This window comes from Paenibacillus sp. FSL R7-277 (genome assembly GCF_000517965.1).
GTDB lineage: Bacteria > Bacillota > Bacilli > Paenibacillales > Paenibacillaceae > Paenibacillus_AQ > Paenibacillus_AQ silagei.
This window is the reverse complement of sequence record NZ_ASPX01000001.1, coordinates 58430-74788: the sequence shown is the minus strand read 5'-3', so window position 1 is coordinate 74788 and position 16359 is coordinate 58430. Positions and strand designations below refer to the sequence as shown.

Annotated in this window: 17 protein-coding genes; 9 read left to right on the top strand and 8 right to left on the bottom strand. The window is 55.0% G+C overall.

Annotated elements, in window-relative coordinates; genetic code table 11:
• Positions 1-31 precede the first annotated feature (31 nt).
• The 3 genes from C173_RS00305 to C173_RS00295 all read left to right on the top strand — a co-directional run bounded on the left by C173_RS00305 (position 32) and on the right by C173_RS00295 (position 4464).
• Positions 32-1348, top strand: a complete 1317-nt coding sequence (locus C173_RS00305) for a murein hydrolase activator EnvC family protein (protein ID WP_036721182.1) — start codon at positions 32-34, stop codon at positions 1346-1348.
• A 143-nt stretch (positions 1349-1491) separates the two neighbouring features.
• On the top strand, positions 1492-2958 hold the full coding sequence (locus tag C173_RS00300; protein WP_036721180.1) for a S41 family peptidase: 1467 nt from the start codon (positions 1492-1494) through the stop codon (positions 2956-2958).
• A 159-nt stretch (positions 2959-3117) separates the two neighbouring features.
• Positions 3118-4464: a PDZ domain-containing protein gene (locus C173_RS00295; protein WP_051477714.1), complete on the top strand. Its 1347-nt coding sequence runs from the start codon at positions 3118-3120 to the stop codon at positions 4462-4464.
• A 510-nt stretch (positions 4465-4974) separates the two neighbouring features.
• On the opposite strand, the gene C173_RS00290 is transcribed toward C173_RS00295, so the two are convergent.
• The 3 genes from C173_RS00290 to C173_RS00280 all read right to left on the bottom strand — a co-directional run bounded on the left by C173_RS00290 (position 4975) and on the right by C173_RS00280 (position 7258).
• Positions 4975-5637 carry a response regulator transcription factor gene (locus C173_RS00290; protein WP_036721177.1) on the bottom strand — a complete coding sequence of 221 codons (663 nt, stop codon included), beginning with the start codon at positions 5635-5637 and terminating at the stop codon, positions 4975-4977.
• A 166-nt stretch (positions 5638-5803) separates the two neighbouring features.
• A complete protein-coding gene (locus tag C173_RS34770) occupies positions 5804-5956 on the bottom strand; it encodes a hypothetical protein (RefSeq protein ID WP_235191714.1) in 153 nt (50 codons plus the stop codon).
• Between the two features lie 138 nt (positions 5957-6094).
• A complete protein-coding gene (locus C173_RS00280; RefSeq protein ID WP_036721171.1) occupies positions 6095-7258 on the bottom strand; it encodes a sensor histidine kinase in 1164 nt (387 codons plus the stop codon).
• 195 nt (positions 7259-7453) lie between these two features.
• Between C173_RS00280 and C173_RS00275 the strand changes: the two genes are divergently transcribed.
• From C173_RS00275 to C173_RS00260, 4 genes are all read left to right on the top strand, one after another.
• Positions 7454-8389, top strand: a complete 936-nt coding sequence (locus tag C173_RS00275; protein ID WP_036721169.1) for an ABC transporter ATP-binding protein — start codon at positions 7454-7456, stop codon at positions 8387-8389.
• Positions 8390-8403: 14 nt separating this feature from the next.
• A complete protein-coding gene (locus C173_RS00270) occupies positions 8404-9570 on the top strand; it encodes an ABC transporter permease (protein ID WP_036721167.1) in 1167 nt (388 codons plus the stop codon).
• Complete coding sequence (locus tag C173_RS00265) at positions 9563-10723, top strand: ABC transporter permease (RefSeq protein WP_200869493.1); 1161 nt, start codon at positions 9563-9565, stop codon at positions 10721-10723. Before C173_RS00270 ends, C173_RS00265 begins: the two co-directional genes overlap by 8 nt.
• A gap of 108 nt (positions 10724-10831) precedes the next feature.
• A complete protein-coding gene (locus C173_RS00260) occupies positions 10832-11155 on the top strand; it encodes an L-rhamnose mutarotase (protein WP_036721164.1) in 324 nt (107 codons plus the stop codon).
• A 101-nt stretch (positions 11156-11256) separates the two neighbouring features.
• Here C173_RS00260 and C173_RS00255 read toward each other — a convergent pair whose 3' ends face one another.
• Positions 11257-11532, bottom strand: a complete 276-nt coding sequence (locus C173_RS00255; RefSeq protein ID WP_036721162.1) for a hypothetical protein — start codon at positions 11530-11532, stop codon at positions 11257-11259.
• Between the two features lie 13 nt (positions 11533-11545).
• Between C173_RS00255 and C173_RS00250 the strand changes: the two genes are divergently transcribed.
• Positions 11546-12121 (top strand): hypothetical protein, encoded by a 576-nt coding sequence (locus tag C173_RS00250; RefSeq protein ID WP_235191713.1) that lies wholly within the window; start codon positions 11546-11548, stop codon positions 12119-12121.
• 19 nt (positions 12122-12140) lie between these two features.
• On the opposite strand, the gene C173_RS00245 is transcribed toward C173_RS00250, so the two are convergent.
• From C173_RS00245 to C173_RS00230, 4 genes are all read right to left on the bottom strand, one after another.
• On the bottom strand, positions 12141-12938 hold the full coding sequence (locus C173_RS00245) for an ABC transporter permease (RefSeq protein WP_036721157.1): 798 nt from the start codon (positions 12936-12938) through the stop codon (positions 12141-12143).
• A 19-nt stretch (positions 12939-12957) separates the two neighbouring features.
• A complete protein-coding gene (locus C173_RS00240) occupies positions 12958-13770 on the bottom strand; it encodes an ABC transporter permease (RefSeq protein WP_235191712.1) in 813 nt (270 codons plus the stop codon).
• Positions 13745-14794, bottom strand: a complete 1050-nt coding sequence (locus C173_RS00235) for an ABC transporter ATP-binding protein (protein WP_327196421.1) — start codon at positions 14792-14794, stop codon at positions 13745-13747. Before C173_RS00235 ends, C173_RS00240 begins: the two co-directional genes overlap by 26 nt.
• Before the next feature lie 175 nt (positions 14795-14969).
• A complete protein-coding gene (locus C173_RS00230) occupies positions 14970-15320 on the bottom strand; it encodes a hypothetical protein (RefSeq protein ID WP_036721155.1) in 351 nt (116 codons plus the stop codon).
• Between the two features lie 210 nt (positions 15321-15530).
• Between C173_RS00230 and C173_RS00225 the strand changes: the two genes are divergently transcribed.
• Complete coding sequence (locus tag C173_RS00225; protein WP_036721154.1) at positions 15531-16304, top strand: helix-turn-helix domain-containing protein; 774 nt, start codon at positions 15531-15533, stop codon at positions 16302-16304.
• The last annotated feature ends 55 nt before the right edge of the window (positions 16305-16359 follow it).

Genomic DNA, 16359 nt, shown 5'->3' with positions numbered 1-16359 from the left:
ACATTATTGAACAAAGGACGGAGAGTGCAAGTTGAAAAGAATTGCTGCCGGAATGGCCGTAATATTGCTGGCTGTCACAATGTTCGGGCCCTCTGACGGGTATGCGAAGAAAACAAGCGTTGCCGAAATCGATAAGCAGCTGAAGCAGCTGCAGCAGGAGGTCCAGGCGGCCAAGGCGGCGCAGGAGAAGGCGGACTCCCGTAATCAGGAGGCTAAGCACTATAAGAATAAGACCACGCTGAATCTCGACTATGTGCTGGGGCAGATTGCCCAGGTGAAGGGTGAGATGACCACGATATCCGGCAAAATTGCCAGCACGGAGAAGTCGCTTACCGTGACAGCAACGGAGCTGGATGATGCTGAGGCGCGTGTGGCCTCCCGCGAAAAGCTGCTAGAATCCCGTGTCCGTCTTATGTACACGGATGGCGCAGTCTCCTATCTGGATGTACTGCTGTCCTCGACTAGCTTCTCTGACTTCCTGGACCGGGCCGATTCCCTGAAGATGATCGTGGATCAGGATCAGGATCTGCTGGTGCAGCATAAGCTGGACAAGCAGACGGTAATTGCCAAGAAGCAGGAGCTGGAAGGGCAATATGCAACAGCGAAGCAGCTCTATACCGATCTTGAAGCCCAGCGCAGTATGCTGAAGGAGAAGGAAGCGGAGAAGCAGGAGCTCATCGCTTATTATGATGAGGAGATTCAGAATTCGGAGGTCATCTCTGCTGAACAGGATGCCAAGCTGGTAGAGCTGGCCAGCAGCCGCTCTGCGCTTGAAGCGCAGAAGGACAAGCTTAAGGCGGAGGAAGCAGCGCGCAGAGCGGCAGCCGCGAAGGCTGAGGCGCAGCGCCGGGCGGCATTAGCCGCAGCCAAGGCGGCGGAGAAGGCGAAGGCCTCCAAGTCTTCCGGCGGCGACAGCTCCTCCGTTGCGAGCGCAGAAGATTATTCGGGCGGAGACGGTCCTTACCTGCGGCCGGTGGGCTACGCGCGGATCTCTTCTCCTTTTGGCTACCGGACCCATCCGGTGACGCATGAAGTCGGCAAGCTGCATACCGGTATAGACTTTGCCGTGCCGCAGGGTACGAGTATCCATGCGGCGGATTCCGGTACGGTTGTGATAGCGGAGTGGTATAGCGGTTACGGATACTGTGTCATTATTGATCATGGCGGCGGGGTATGGACGCTGTACGGCCATATCCGCGAAGGCGGTATCCGTGTGAAGCAGGGAGAGCGTGTTGAGCGCGGACAGACGATTGCCGAATCCGGCTCAACCGGACGTTCCACCGGCCCGCATCTGCATTTTGAAGTGCGGATCAACGGTAAACCGGTGAATCCTATGCCTTATCTGTAAGTGGACTAAGCGGATGAATTATAAGTTTGGCTGAACTGATAAATATATTTTCATGCTGCGGCATATACTGGAAGAGATGCCGTTTCTCATGGAACGGGCCCATGCTGGTGTTAAGATGGACAAGAAGGGACGGTGGGAACATCATGTTAAAGAAAAGCACTGCGGCCTTTATGATTGTCGCGGCACTGCTGTGCGGCAGTCTGCTGACCCTTGGCGTGACCGGTTATGTACAGGTATTCGGACAAGCCGCAGGTGAAGGGCTGGCAACGGTCCTGCAGACTGCCGGACTACAGGAGAAGGAATCGAAGAAGCTGGGTACCGCTCTTAGCCTGATCGAGAGCAATTATTATGAGAAGGTCGACCGGGAGAAGCTGATTGACGGTGCGGTCAACGGAATGATGGAAGCACTGGGCGACCCGTATTCGAACTACATGGGCAAGGAGACGGCACAGCGGTTCGAGGAGAGCATTGAAGGCTCTTTCTCGGGGATTGGCGCTGAAGTCTCCTCCGACAACGGTAAGGTCGTTGTAGTCTCCCCTATCAAGGGCTCACCGGCAGAGAAGGCCGGTATTCAAGCCAAGGATGTGATCCTCTCCGTTAATGGTGAATCGCTGGAAGGGCTGGAGCTGAATGCGGCTGTAGCCAAAATCCGCGGTCCCAAGGGCAGCAAGGCGACCCTGAAGGTCCAGCGGACCGGAACAGCAGAGCCGCTGCAATTCGTCATCACCCGTGATGATGTCAGACTGGAGACGGTCTATGCGAAGATGGAGAAGGAGCATGTCGGTGTGATCGAGGTTACGCAGTTCTCACAGAACACCTCGGAGCGGTTCAAGGAAGAGCTGACGAAGCTGGAGAAGCAAGGCATGAAGGGCCTCGTTATTGATGTCCGCAATGACCCGGGCGGTGTGCTGCCGGTCGTCATTGAGATGGTTGAGCAGTTCGTTCCTTCCGGCAAAGCCATCGTACAGGTGGAGGATAAGAACAAGCGGCGCGAGATCAGCACCTCGAAGGGATCAAGCAAGAAGTATCCGGTAGTCGTGCTGATGAACAAAGGCAGCGCGAGCGCTTCGGAGATCATGGCCGGAGCCCTGCAGCAATCTGCCGGAGCCAAGCTGATCGGGGAGAATTCGTTCGGCAAAGGCACCGTGCAGACCAGCTTCGAGGAGCAGCTCGGGGACGGAAGCCTGCTGAAGATTACGATTGCCAAGTGGCTGACGCCAGACGGCACCTGGATTCACGGCAAGGGCATTAAGCCGGATATCGCCGTAGCCCAGCCGGATTACTTCTCGGTGGCGCCGATTAATAAGAGCGTTACGCTGCAATATAATATGAACAATGCAGATGTCAAAAGTGCGCAGACTATGCTTGATGGGCTAGGCTACAAGCCGGGCCGCAAGGACGGTTATTTCGATGCCGGGACCAAAGAAGCGGTCAAGAAATTCCAGAGCGCAGCCAAGCTGAAATCGACAGGCTCGATTGATGCCAAGACCGCGGAAGCGCTGGAGCTGGCGCTGATTAAGGTCATCCAGGATCCGGTGAATGACAATCAGCGGAATAAGGGGATCGAAGAAATTCAGAAGGAAATCAAGGCTGCGGCGTCGAACAAGTAAGAGGGCTGATTTCAGCCTTCTTTTTTTCTTTGAATGGGATATTATCATTTAATTCTGTTTTTAATTGTGGCCCGAATATATGTGAAAAACAGCATATATTGTGCTGGCGCGCAGTTAATCCCTATTTGCTATAGGCTATGAAAAGGAGTGTGCGAACCGTTGAATGTACTCCCGGAGCTGCTGACCAGCTGGGGCACAGCAGTCCTTCATCTGCTGATTCAGCCCTATTACTATATCGCTATTCTATTTATTGCCCTATATTACCGCAGACAGGTGGCTCTGGAGCGGAAGCTTATTCATGTGAAGCTGCATAGCTGGGGACCGGAAACCTGGCGGACCGTGTGGACTGGCGGACTCATGGGACTGGCGGTCTCCCTTGCCGCTGTTGCACTGGGAGTATCAGTGACTTATATGGCTGTTGCCTGTATCTGGGTAGTCAGCCTTATCTTAATGCTGTTTCGGGTGCGTTACTTATGCTTTGCGTATGCCATAGGCGCGCTTGGAATCGTGCAGTTTGTGCTGTCGTTCTTCCCTGGGACGCTGCAGAGCGGAGCCGCCGGAACGGTTGCCGGTGCCGTGCGGGAGATGGACATCCCGGCGCTGCTGGCGCTTGCCGCGCTGCTCCATGTGGCCGAGGCGCTGCTGGCGCGCTGGCAGGGGCCCCGACTGGCGACGCCGTTGTTCCTTGCCGGCAAGCGCGGCAAGGTGGTGGGCGGCTACCAGCTGCAGGCCTTCTGGCCGCTGCCGCTGTTCGTGCTGATTCCCGCAGGCACGGGAATCGGTGAACTGCCGTGGCATCCGCTGCTGGGCGGGGGCCTCGGCCTGGTCTCGCTGCCGGTCATCATCGGCTTCAGCGAGATGACCCAGGGCATGCTGCCCGGACGCAAGGCGGCCCGGACGTTCGGACGGCTGCTGATTTACAGCGCCGTCCTGCTCGGCCTCAGCCTGCTTGCGGACCTATGGAGCCCGCTGACGGTTGTCGCGGCGCTCGCGGCCATTCTGATGCACGAAGGGTTAAGCTGGTACAGCGCTCTGGAGGAGCGCAGCCTTAGCCCCATCTTCGTGCATCCCCCGGCCGGCCGCAAGGTGCTGGCCGTGCTGCAGGGCAGCCCCGCGCAGGAGCTGGGCATCCTGCCCGGCGAGATCTTGCTGAAGGTCAACGGGGTCCTGTTGACCAGCGCGGCGCAGCTGCATGAAGCGCTGCGCATGAACCCCGCGTTCTGCAAGCTGGAGGTGCAGAACCGCGAAGGCGAGAGCAAGTATCTGCAGCGCGCGATCTATGCCGGGGACCATCATCAGCTCGGCATCATTCTGGTGCCGGACCCGGACGGGGGCATCACCGCAGAGACCAAGCCGTCCAGTATCTTCAGCATCATCGGGATGCGGACAGGCATCCGGCAGCGGGGAGTGCAGGGCGACCGGCTGGGCCGGGCGAAGAAGACGCCGCCTGCGGAGGTCAAACAGACGCCGCCGGCAGAGGCCAAGCAGGAATCTGCCGGCGTCTGACGGATGATTATCAACGTAATTGGTTCCCCCAGCGGCTGCTGGCGCGGAAGGTTAAAGAGGCCCGTTCTTTCTGAACTAAGTTCAGGGGAATGGGCCTTTTATATTTGATAAGGAAGTGATGTGAGGCACCTGGAATGTATGCGACAAACCGAATACAATGCGCAACCATGGGGGCTTGTGGACCTCATATATGCGAAAAACCGAACGCAATCGGTGCTGCTGCGAAGAGGGGGGCCTATGCTCCGCAACCCGCAACATTGTAGAGAAATCCTGCAAGAAGTGCAGGAATAATGACCAATAGAAGCGGCCGAGGCTGAAATCTTGCATGAAATGCAACAAATCCAACGCTAAGTCGCACTAAGCACCAGAATTCCTGCAAATGATGCAACAATGTACCCGTAGTCCGTAACATTTTTAGAAGAATCCTGCAAAATGTGCAACAATGCGATTCATACAAGCGATCCGTGAGAGGGAACTTTTAGAATTGGCGAGAGATAGCATTTCTGTGGCTCAATGGTTCCCCTGCGTACTCTTCAGATACAGAATCGCAATCTGTGTCCGGTCGCGTACGCCGAGCTTGCTGAGGATGTCGGTAATATAGTTTTTGACGGTGCCTTCGCTCAGGAACAGCTTGGCGGCGATTTCTTTGTTGGTGAGTCCCTCTGCAATGGAGGTGATGACTGCCTGCTCGGACTTGGTCAGGCCATAGGAAGCAAGCGGCTGAGCCTCGGGAGCTTCCTGACGCGCGGATGGCTGGAGGAAGCCCGCCAGCTTGCGGGCAATCTCGGGATGAATGAGCATATTGCCCTCATGTACGGTCTTGATGCCTTGAATGATCCGGTCCGGCGGGATGTTCTTGAGCAGATATCCGCTCGCCCCGGCGCGCAGAGCCTCAATAATATACTCGTCATCATCGAAGGTGGTCAGCATCAGGACGGCTACGGCCGGATAGGCTTCTTTGATCAGCCGTGTGCCTTCCACCCCGTCACATCCCTGCATCCGGATATCCATGAGTACAACATCCGCTCCGCCGGGCAGCTCCCCCAGCAAGGAGAAGGCCTCCCGGCCATTCCCTGCGGTTCCGGCCACCTCGATACCGGCATCCAGCCCGATCAATACCTTCAGGCTCTCGCGGATAAAAGAATCATCGTCAACAATCAATACTCTAATCATGAATCAGCACCTCTTATCTGTGAATATACTCCCGCTGCCCGTCCCCGGCTAAGTTGATGAGTGTGTGGTGTATGATCTCCCGGTTGGCTCCATCTCTTAGTTGGATTTTGAGCACTTGCTGATCAACGAGTGGCCTCTCTGGGGACAACAGTTGGATAAACAACACTTAATTGTTCCCAATCTGCCCCGCAGCAGTAAAATCATAGACAGTAGATGCTGTTTTTCCAACTAATACCCTGGAAACATCAGAAACTGTGAAATTAAGATACGTTTTTCCACTTGCTTCTGCCAGAGAGGGAGCAGTTCCCCCCAGATCCACAAGTTGTTAGCATATAACACCTGTATCTCGATCCGCCTTCCCATCAGTTCCCCGTCAGTTATATGTACGCTATGGCTATAGCCAGCTTCCCACAGCCTCACTCTCATCCTTGCCCCACTCTCACGCCCACTCCCCTATTCAGCGCGGCAATCCCTCCGGCTGCCGATACACGGGCAGCCGGGTGATGACGGTGAACTGCGGCTGCAGCCGCAGCTCCAGCGTTCCGCCAATCAGGGCGCTGCGTTCGTGCATGCCCTTCAGGCCCATTCCGCCAGTATGGTGCAGCTTGTACAGAGCCTCCTCCTCGGGCAGCTTCCCGTTATTGCCGGTCTCCATCCGCACCTCATGCTCTGTGTAGGTGACCTCCACCCATACGGAGCTGGCCTGCCCGTGCCGCAGCGCATTGGTGATGGCCTCCCGGGCATTGGTGTACAGCACAACCTGAAGGCTCGGATAGAGCGGATAAGGAATCCCTTGCACCGTATAGGAGGTGGCAATGCCTGTATCGCGGCCCACTTCTTCCAGCAGCCGGTCCAGCGCATAGGCTCCTTCAAGCTGCGGAGCAGGGTTAATCCGCTTCAGCGCCGCACGCATATCGTCCATACTGCCCGAGAGCTGATCCCGGATCTGGTTCATCATCTGCAGTCCCGTTTCCGGTGCGGCAGGGAGGGTATGGATGGCCGCTTCGGTCATCATCTTGACCCGGATCAGCCGGTGGCCGATGTCATCATGCAGCTGACGGGCAATTCGCACACGTTCTTCTGCCTGCGCAGCCACCTCTATTTGCGAGGTGAACTGGAGGAGCCTTGCGCGGGCCTCTTCCAGCTCGAAATGCTTTTTGCGCAGCTCATCATAGAGGAATAAGGTATCGGCACGCCCGCGCCCTGTGCGGAGCAGCAGCAGATTCAAGCCGGCACAGAGCAGGAAGGTAAGGTTCGTGAACACAAGCACTGCCGGAGCACCATGAAGCAGGGCGGCATTCAGCAGGGCCAGATGAATACAGAAGAAGGTGAGGGCCGTATTCTTGGGCTGCCGCCGGGTATAGGAGATCACCGCAGACAAGGCCGGAAAAACCATCAGAGGCCCGTATTCGTAACAAAGCCAGGCGGTGAGGATCAGCTCCATGCCTCCGGTCAGTGTGGAGAGGGGCCCGGATTGCCTTGCACCCAGTGTGACCAGCAGCATCAGCAGCATGAAATGCAGAGTGAACCAGTCATAGTCGGCGAATTCATAGACTTGAATTGAGAGGATCGCCGGGATTATAAGCAGGCTGTAGCGCAGCAGAATCAGTTCTCTGGTCAAGTAAGCTCATCCTTTTAGATAAAATATCCCTAATAGGTCAACATTCTTCTCAGGTATAACCATCTTAGCATAAGAGTGCTGCCCTTCAGGAGATGACTTTCGTCACCTCTGGATCATGACCTTTAGTACCTTCGGCTGTGTCCGCCCTACTGTACAATAAGAATACGAGAATGAAGGAACAGGGGGGCATCGGCAATGGCACTAGCAGTACTGAGCGATGTTGTGAAGAGATATGACGGTAAGCTGATTGTGGATCACGTCAATTTCAATATACAGGAGGGTGAAATCTTCGGCCTGCTGGGCCCGAACGGTGCCGGGAAAAGCACGACCATCAGCATGATCTGCGGGCTGCTTCAAGCCGACAGCGGCAATATTATTATCGACGGGCTGTCCGTACGGGAGCGGCCGCTTGAGGTGAAGAAGCGCATCGGGCTTGTGCCCCAGGAGCTGGCGTTATACGAGAATATGACGGCAAGCGATAATGTAAGCTTTTTCGGCAGACTCTATGGGCTGCGCGGACAACTGCTGAAGGAGCGGACGTGGGAGGCGCTGGAGTTCACCGGCCTAAGCGACCGGGCGAAGGATAAACCGTCAACCTTCTCGGGAGGGATGAAAAGACGGCTGAATATCGCCTGTGCCATCATGCACCGGCCGCGCCTGATTATTATGGATGAACCCACGGTCGGCATTGATCCGCAGTCACGCAATCATATTCTGGAATCCGTGAAGGCTTTGAATAAGATGGGGTCCTCGGTGATCTACACCAGCCATTATATGGAGGAGGTCGCTGCGATCTGTGACCGGGTGGCCATTATGGACCAGGGGCATATTATTGCCTGCGGTACGGAGAACGAGCTGCGCGAACGGGTGGCCCACGAGGAGAAAATCGTTGTGAAGGCAGCGGGCATCACCCCTGCCTTAGTGAACGAGCTGGGGCAGCATCCCAGGATCAACCGGGTAGAAGCGGTGCAGGATGCGGTAGAGCTGTATCTTCCCTCCTCGCAAAGTGCGCTCCAGGATATTCTGTTTATTTTCTCCAAGCACGAAGGGGTCATTGCCTCCCTGAATATTGAAGAGCCGGATCTGGAGACCTTGTTCCTTAGTCTGACCGGCCGCACCTTGCGGGATTAGAGAGGGGGAGAAACGTGAATACCTGGATTATTATGAAATTTGAGCTGCGCAGACAGCTCCGTTCACGCACGTTGCTGCTCAATATGTTCCTGCTGCCGCTGGTGCTGATCTTCCTATTGGGCGCTTCGCTCTCCGGGGTGGTCGGGGTACAGGGGGCAGATGAGATCAAGCCTGTACGTGTAGCTATTGTGAATAACGGAGGCGGAGGGGCAGAGGCATCTGCGATCCTTACAGCTTTTCTGGAGACTCCTGAGGTGAAGGGGCTCATTATTCCTGTCAAGACAGAGAGCCGTGAAGCCGCGGAGAGCGGGCTGCGCACCAGCAAATATGCCTATGGGGTGATTGTTCCCCCGGGCTTCGACCAGGAGGTGCAGAGCGGTAAGAAGGCCAGCCTGGAGTTCATTCTGGGCAGGAGCCATGACGATAACCGGGTCGCCGGAACTGCCTTCGACAATCTGCTGATGGAGCTGAATTATAAGCAGGCCGCAGCCGTAACCCTTGGACCACAGGCTCTTACAGCGACTACGGCACCTGCCGGGAAGCCGGGGGTGGTACTGGGAGATCTGAACAATGGTGGGAAGACCTATTCGGCGGCCCAGTTCTATGCAGCGTCCATGCTGCTGATGTTCCTGATGTATAGCGGACTTACTGTGACAGCCTCACTTTTTAACGATAAAGAGAACCATACGCTGTTCAGAATCCATTCCATGCCGGTAAAAGACAGTCATCTGTTCATCGGCAAAATGCTCGGCGTAGGCCTGGTCAGCATCCTGCAGTGCCTTACGATTATTCTGCTGTCTGACTGGCTGTTCGGCGTCTACTGGGGGAACCGCCCGGGACTGCTGCTGCTGTTCTGTCTGCTGATGATTGCCGCCTCGATGACGCTGGGCGTACTGATCTGCCTCTTCAGCCGGACCTCGGCGACGGCTACGAACATCATTAGTGTCCTGACTGTAGTAATGACCTTCGTCAGCGGCGGGATGGCGCCGCTTCCCGATTCCTGGGTGAACAGTGCAGGTGCATTCACGCTTAACCATTGGGTGCAGCAGGCAGTCATCCGGATGATGCTGCATTCCGGTCTGGAGCAGCTTTTGCCAAATCTGTGGGTGATGTGCTTCATCAGCGCGGCCTTGTTCGCAGCAGTGATTGTCTCATACCGGAAGGTGGGCTACCGTGGATAAAATATTAATTATTGCCTGGAATATGATCAGACGAAGCATTGGCACCTTCAGGGGACTTATGGTATTCATTCTGCTTCCCGGTATAGTGGTGGCAGCGATTATCTCCCTTACCGGAGGGATGGCGGAGGGACCGGCAACCGTTCTATATGCCAACTCGGATACGGGAGCAGCCGGCAGACATTTGATTGCGGAGCTGGAGCAGGCCGGAGAATATAAGTTCGAGCCGCGCAGGGATGAGGCCGCTTTGAAGGAAGCGACAATTAAGCAGGAGGGAACGGTGGGGGTGTTCATTCCTGCCGGGTACACTGCCGCCTTGCTGGCGGGGGACCCGCTGCAGATCAGCATCTATGAGCTTCGGGCAAGCGAAAGCTCAATCATGATGAAGATGAAGATCGCCGCCACTGCCGCTCAAATTGCCGAAGCAGCACATACCGTTGCTGCCGCCAGCGGAGGAACAGGCGATATGCAGGCGCAGCTCGCTGCTGTGCTGAAGCAGTCGGAGCAGCACAACGTGGGCAGCACCCGTACCGATTATGATCTCTATCCGCGGCAGACGCTGGGCGTGGTTACAGGGATGACACTTATGTTCCTGATGGCACTGGTGACCAGCTCCGTCTCCCAGATCACGGATGACCGCAGAGGGCGTACCATGATGCGCATGTTCAGCGCTCCAGTCCGTTCCTATGAAATTGCCCTTGGCAACTTCCTGGGCAGCTTTCTTGTAGGAATGATTCAGATCCTTGTTGTGCTGGTGCTGGGCAAATGGGTGCTCCGCTACGATTATGAGATGCCGCTCTTTCTCTACTTCCTGGTTCTGGCGGCCTTCATGCTGGTCTCCATGGGGATTGCCAGCACCGTTGCTGGGCTGATCCGCAATCCGCGCAATGCCGGGATGCTGAATTCGCTGATTCTTACCCCGACCTGCATGCTGGGCGGCTGCTTCTGGCCCGTCTCCATCATGCCGGAATATATGCAGAAGCTGGCCAACTTTACACCGCAGAAATGGGCGATACAAGCGGTAGACATTGCCGCGACCGGTGGCGGCTGGAACGAGCTGTGGATGCCGTTTGCGATCCTGGGCTTGATGGCTGCCGTTCTGCTGGCGATTGGCTCTGCCATTCTTCGTCCGAATGAAGCCGGAATCAGTACCTGAGGTCGAAGCGTATCTTTGCTGCCCTCCATGTCTAAATCGGACATATTCAAATCATATAATTATGTGATATGATCGAATCAAAGGAAGATATGACAGGGGGATACGAGGATGGGCAGCAATAAGCTGGCTTGGACCTGGAAGGTGAAAGAGGAATACTTAGAGAAATACGTACATATGCATCTGGAGCCGTGGCCGGAGATTCTGGAGGAGCACAGCAAGGCGGGCATCCGCAACTACTCTATTTTTCAGAACGGCAACCAGTTCTTCTATTGCTTTGAATGTGATAATACAGAAGCCGCATTCGCCTACATCGCCGGGAGTGAGGCCTGCAACCGCTGGAATGCGATCACCTCGAAGATGGTCGAGGGTTCCTTCGATTTCAACGATGCGGTTCCGATGGTGCCGCTGCGTGAGGTCTTTTATCTGAAGTAGTCCGGTATACAGGAATGTGACTATTTTTTAAAGAAAATAAGACAATCTCTAAATTTGTGGACCGTGATAATCTTATATAATGGGTTGTACTCAAAAAACGATTAGAGGGGAATGAGTCCAATCCGGTCTACAGCTACAACACTGGCAGCAGGCACGGTCCTGTCGCTTAGCCTGCTGCTGGGGTGCAGCAGCCAAAATACATCCGTCACCGGTACGCCGGGGGCAGAATCGGCTCCGTCTGCCTTAGCATCTGCTTCTGCGTCTCCATCGGCAACTCCTACTGCCCCTGCACAGACTGTTTCATCTGCACCAAGTGCTTCACCAGCAGACGCAGAAACTGCATCCTCAGCGACTCCGATAACTACAGCTGGCCTCACCAGCCAGTTCCCCTTGGAGGGTATCGCCGGCTCTGTGGTTGTCGATTCTATTAATGCCAGAGGAACTATCCGCGCGAGAAGCGCAGCCGGGCAAGGTGAACTGCTGATGATCGCAAGCAGCTCCGAAGAGCGGGGACATCTGGAGGCATCCAGCAATGACGGTCTCGAAGGGGAGCAGACATATCAGGCGGATTACTCCATCGTGTACCGGTCGGGGGATCAGGATCAGGTCTTGCTTAAGCTGCCTGCCTTCTTGTTTGTACGCCCATCAGACCAGGTCCTCGAGTTCGATAAGGTCAGCTTCAAGGATGCAGAAGTATATTTACTTGCTCCCCAATATAAATCCGGACATGGATTAGTTGCTTACGCCTTTGCTATGGAGAAGGGAAGCGGAGAAGTATTTCCGTTATCCTTCAAGCAGGGGGAGATCGTACACGATACACTGGTCTATTCAGAGCTGCCGCCGTTCCCGGCCAACCAGAACGAACAGCTAGTGGTGCACTCGCCTGAGGGTGCTGGCGGTGACCCGGAGCTGAAGCCACGGGTATACGACTTGGATCTGGAAAAGCGGCAGTTTATCGCACGTTAGAGGTGATTTACACTAACATTCAGTTCCCCGTACTCTCATACCGGGACAGCCCGTACCGGAAGACTCCGTAAGCCGCTGCCGCGCTTCCGATAGCCGCGACAGGGGCGAGGAGCCACCAGCCGGACCAGCCACTTTTGCCGAAAATATAGGTTGCCGGGTAGAAGCTGATGAACGCATAGGGCAGCACCGTAGAAATGAAGATGCGGATCGCCTGCGGAAACAGGGTAATCGGATATTTGGCCAGATCGGACAGATTATGCACCATCAGCGGGAATGCATTCCCGGCATTGCGAATCCAGAAGGCCGCCGAGTTGCCCATGAGGTTAATGGATACCCGGATAATGACCGCTGTGATGAATAACAGGATAAGAATAGCGGCCTTGCCCGCTGTCCAGTGGATAGGACTGTGCACAAGCGACTGCCAGATGATCACCCCGCCGATCAGCAGATTGCCGAGTCCGTTAATCCCAATCCCCGTGCAGAACACCTGAAGAACCACCGGCACCGGCCGCAGCAGATAACGGTCCAGCTCCCCTGTGTTGACCAGCCTGCCCAGCCGCCAGCTGCCCTCGAAGAACAGCGAACCCGCCCCCTCCGTCAGGAAGATCATAGCGTACATGAAGGTAACCTCCCAGAACTGCCAGCCCTGAATATCCGGAATCCGGTCATAGATCACCCACAGGAAGACGAACCCGAGTACCTGCGTCAAGGCTGCCGAACACATCAGGATGTAAAAGTCTTTATTATACTCCAGAATCGCCTTAAGCTGCTGCACATACAGCCTTCTATAGAGATAGAGCATTTGCGATATTTTCATTCTGCGTCCTCCTTCCGCCTTAGCCTCCATGAATGGTCACCTGGCGGACCGCCCAGTTCCACATGGCTTTGCCTGCCATCCAGAGCCCTGCCCCCCAAAAGAGCTGAAGGCCGATCAGCCGCAGGCTCTCCCACGTATCTGCCTGCTGTAGGAAGATCATCGTCGGCGTATGAATGATGGCCTGGAAGGGCAGCAGCAGCGCCAGCTTTTCCAGCCAATTCGGGAAGAAGGCCAGCGGCACCAGCGCGCCCGACAGCAGGTTGGTCAGCGCAATCCGCGTCCAGACAATCCCCAGTGACCCCGTGGACCAGAAGCATAACAGAGCCGCCAGATAGACCACGCCGAATTTGACCACCACCGCGCAGAGCAGACTGACCGCAAACAGCAGATAGACGATCGGCGAGTGGGGAAAGGTCACTCCGGTAAGGAAGGTGGCGAACACGATCAGCAGAACCGTACTCATCGCCCCCTCCAGCAGACTCGCACCCAAAGTCTCAGCGAATCGGGCCGTCTGGAAATCAATCGGCTTCAGCAGGTCCATGGCGACGCTGCCGTCCAGGATTTTGCCGGAGATAGCGGTCTCGGAATACCAGGACAAGACGGAATTGGCCAGGAAGGTCACCAGCAGATAGGTCTTCATCTGATCCCAAGAGTAGCCGCCCACCGCCTCGCGCCCGCCATAGATTCCCTGCCAGAGGAAGAAGATCGCGACCAGATTAATTGAGTTTGCGAGTAAATTAATGATGTAGGAGTTCCGGTAGGCCATCACATTTTGCAGAGAGCGATTGGCAATGCTTCTGTATTTGTTAAGCCGGGCTGATGTCATCATCATGCGCCTGCCCCCTTGCTCCCCGGTGCTCATTCAGGTCCAGATGTCCGTCATAGACAGCCTTAATGACCTGCTCAATATGGGTGTCCTCCATGCGGAAATCGAGTACCTCCCCATGCTTCATCACCCGGCTAACCACTTCACTGGCGGTATATTCATACCGGTCAAAAGTGACCGAGAACTCCTGGCTGCTCTGCTGTTCCAGCTTCAGCCCGGGGCTATGCTCCAGCAGCGCGTACAATTCCGGCATGGGGGAGCGTACCTGGAAGAAGATGACGCGGTTTTTGGCAAAACGGGCCTTGACCTCGCTCAGCGTACCGTCATAAATAATCGCGCCGTGATCGATAATGACCAGCCGCTTGCACAGGTCCTCGATGTCGCCCAGATCATGGGTCGTCAGCATCACAGTAGTCTGGTGCTCCTGGTTGATCTGCTTAATGAACCCGCGGATCTTCTCCTTCACGGATACGTCAAGGCCAATCGTCGGCTCATCGAGATACAGAATCGGCGGATTATGCAGCAGGGCTGCGGCCAGATCGGCACGCATACGCTGACCCAGCGAGAGCTTCCGCGCGGACAGGTGGATGAATTCGCTCATCCCGAGCATCTCGGTGAACAAGTCCATGTTCTTCCTGTAGAGGACATTCGGAATCTGATAGATATCCTTCAGCAGCGAAAAGGACTCGGCAATCGGAATATCCCACCACAGCTGGGTGCGCTGCCCGAAGACTGCGCCGATCTGGGCGGCGTTTTCCATTCTTTTGCGGTACGGATTGATCCCGTTCACCGAGATACTCCCGGAGGAAGGCATCAGAATGCCGGTCAGCATCTTAATGGTGGTCGATTTACCGGCACCATTCGGTCCCACGTAGGCCACTGTCTCCCCCGCTTCAATCCTCAGATCCAGCGGCTTGACCGCCACCTTCTCAATATGCCGGGGCAGGAACAGATGCTTCACCGCTCCCTTAAGGCCCGGCTCCTTCACCGCCTGCATAAAGGACTTACTCAGCCCTTTGGCTTCAATCATACTCAAGCTTAACCCTCCTGTTCATTACGTTGAAAGCGTTACCGCAGATGGCTGCGAGAAAAATTCTGAATCCTCAGCGTTCTGAATGACGTAAGAGTAAATATATCACTGAGCCGATGTCGAAAACTATCAGATTAGGTCGATTTTGCAAAAAAAAGCGGCAGCCCCGTATAGCCTACACCAGCCGGGATTTACCGCTACGCTTAAGGAGAGTCTGGACGGCGAACCCTACCAGCAGGGGAAGCGCCAGCTGAACCTCAAGTCTCCAGTCTACAGCATACAGGTCTACGAGGTTAATCTGCTTCAACAATACATAGGTCACGTTGTATAAGAGGAATGAACAGCTGAAGGTAAGCAGAGGGATCAGATATAATGTTCTTTTGTTCTGCAGCAGCCGATATCCCGCAAGGGTTAAGAGGGTATAGCTGGCCATGATGAGCAGGGCATAATTACTTCCGAAGCGCAGGAATGACACCATGGCGGTAGCCAGATTAAGGGCAGCCGATAGATAGCCGATGCGAAGCATGTCGAACCTCCTGGAATGATGTAGAAATATAAGAGTGAACAGATTTCTACATTTTACAGCGCTAACGCGGGGATTTACAGATCCAATACTGAATGTTCATTATTCCGTAATTGTATGTTATAATGCTTTCTTTTAAAATTGATTATATAGTAATTGGTAAAAATGGAGGGATCGTTTGTGAGAGTCTTTAATCAATCAAGAGCATGGAGTATGCCTGGGGATTTAGAAGCAAGCGAACTTGAAGCCTTCCGGCCGCTGGATGCACCCCAAGTTGATGTCCAGAGCGGAATGTCCGTAGCGGGTACTTCCGAAGAATCCAGGGAGCATATCTACCATAGAGCTATGATTTCTTCGATCCGCAGTGAAATGAATAAATTAAGCCAGCTGCTCTCGATTCCATATGTGGTGTTCCTGACGGACAAGGCGGGGACTATTCTGGAGCTGGTCTATTCTTCTTCGGAGACGCAGGCCGAGATGGAGCAGGCGGAGCTGCGTCCGGGGGTCAGCTTAAGCAGGCAGCAGGCGGGGATGAATGCCGTATCGCTGGCGATGGAGATGAACTGCATCGGGGTGGTGCGGGGAACGGAGCATACGGATCAGACCTTCCGCGACTGGAACTGTGTATGCGCTCCGCTGCAGGATGATGATAGCGTTTACGGGTATGTTGATATTTCTTTTAATAGAGGAGAGCCGATTGAATTCGCCATTCCATTCGTGCAGCAGATTGCTGAGAATATTATGGAGAAGTGGATGGAAAAGAACCCGGAGATGCAGCAGTACCGGCTTGAATCCACATTACTGGAGTATAAGCTGACCGCGCGGGAGCAGGAGGTAGCAAGGCTATGGCTGATGGAGAAGAGTGCGCTGCATATCGGAAGCGACCTGGGGATCAGTGAAGGCACCGTGCGCAATATGCTGAAGAGTATCTATAGTAAAATGCGGGTGAATGACCGCTTCCAGTTCGTGAAGCGCCTTACGCCGTAGCCGGAGGAATCTGCATCAGATACATACATCAAATAGCCGGTCAGCGATACTAATG

Excerpts from the sequence above, each read along its gene's own strand:
- C173_RS00300 (WP_036721180.1), top strand. The coding sequence starts at position 1,492 with ATGTTAAAGAAAAGCACTGCGGCCTTTATGATTGTCGCGGCACTGCTG.
- C173_RS00290 (WP_036721177.1), bottom strand. The coding sequence starts at position 5,637 with ATGATTAGAGTATTGATTGTTGACGATGATTCTTTTATCCGCGAGAGC.
- C173_RS00275 (WP_036721169.1), top strand. The coding sequence starts at position 7,454 with ATGGCACTAGCAGTACTGAGCGATGTTGTGAAGAGATATGACGGTAAG.
- C173_RS00260 (WP_036721164.1), top strand. The coding sequence starts at position 10,832 with ATGGGCAGCAATAAGCTGGCTTGGACCTGGAAGGTGAAAGAGGAATAC.
- C173_RS00245 (WP_036721157.1), bottom strand. The coding sequence starts at position 12,938 with ATGAAAATATCGCAAATGCTCTATCTCTATAGAAGGCTGTATGTGCAG.
- C173_RS00240 (WP_235191712.1), bottom strand. The coding sequence starts at position 13,770 with ATGATGATGACATCAGCCCGGCTTAACAAATACAGAAGCATTGCCAAT.
- C173_RS00235 (WP_327196421.1), bottom strand. The coding sequence starts at position 14,794 with ATGATTGAAGCCAAAGGGCTGAGTAAGTCCTTTATGCAGGCGGTGAAG.
- C173_RS00230 (WP_036721155.1), bottom strand. The coding sequence starts at position 15,320 with ATGCTTCGCATCGGCTATCTATCGGCTGCCCTTAATCTGGCTACCGCC.
- C173_RS00225 (WP_036721154.1), top strand. The coding sequence starts at position 15,531 with ATGCCTGGGGATTTAGAAGCAAGCGAACTTGAAGCCTTCCGGCCGCTG.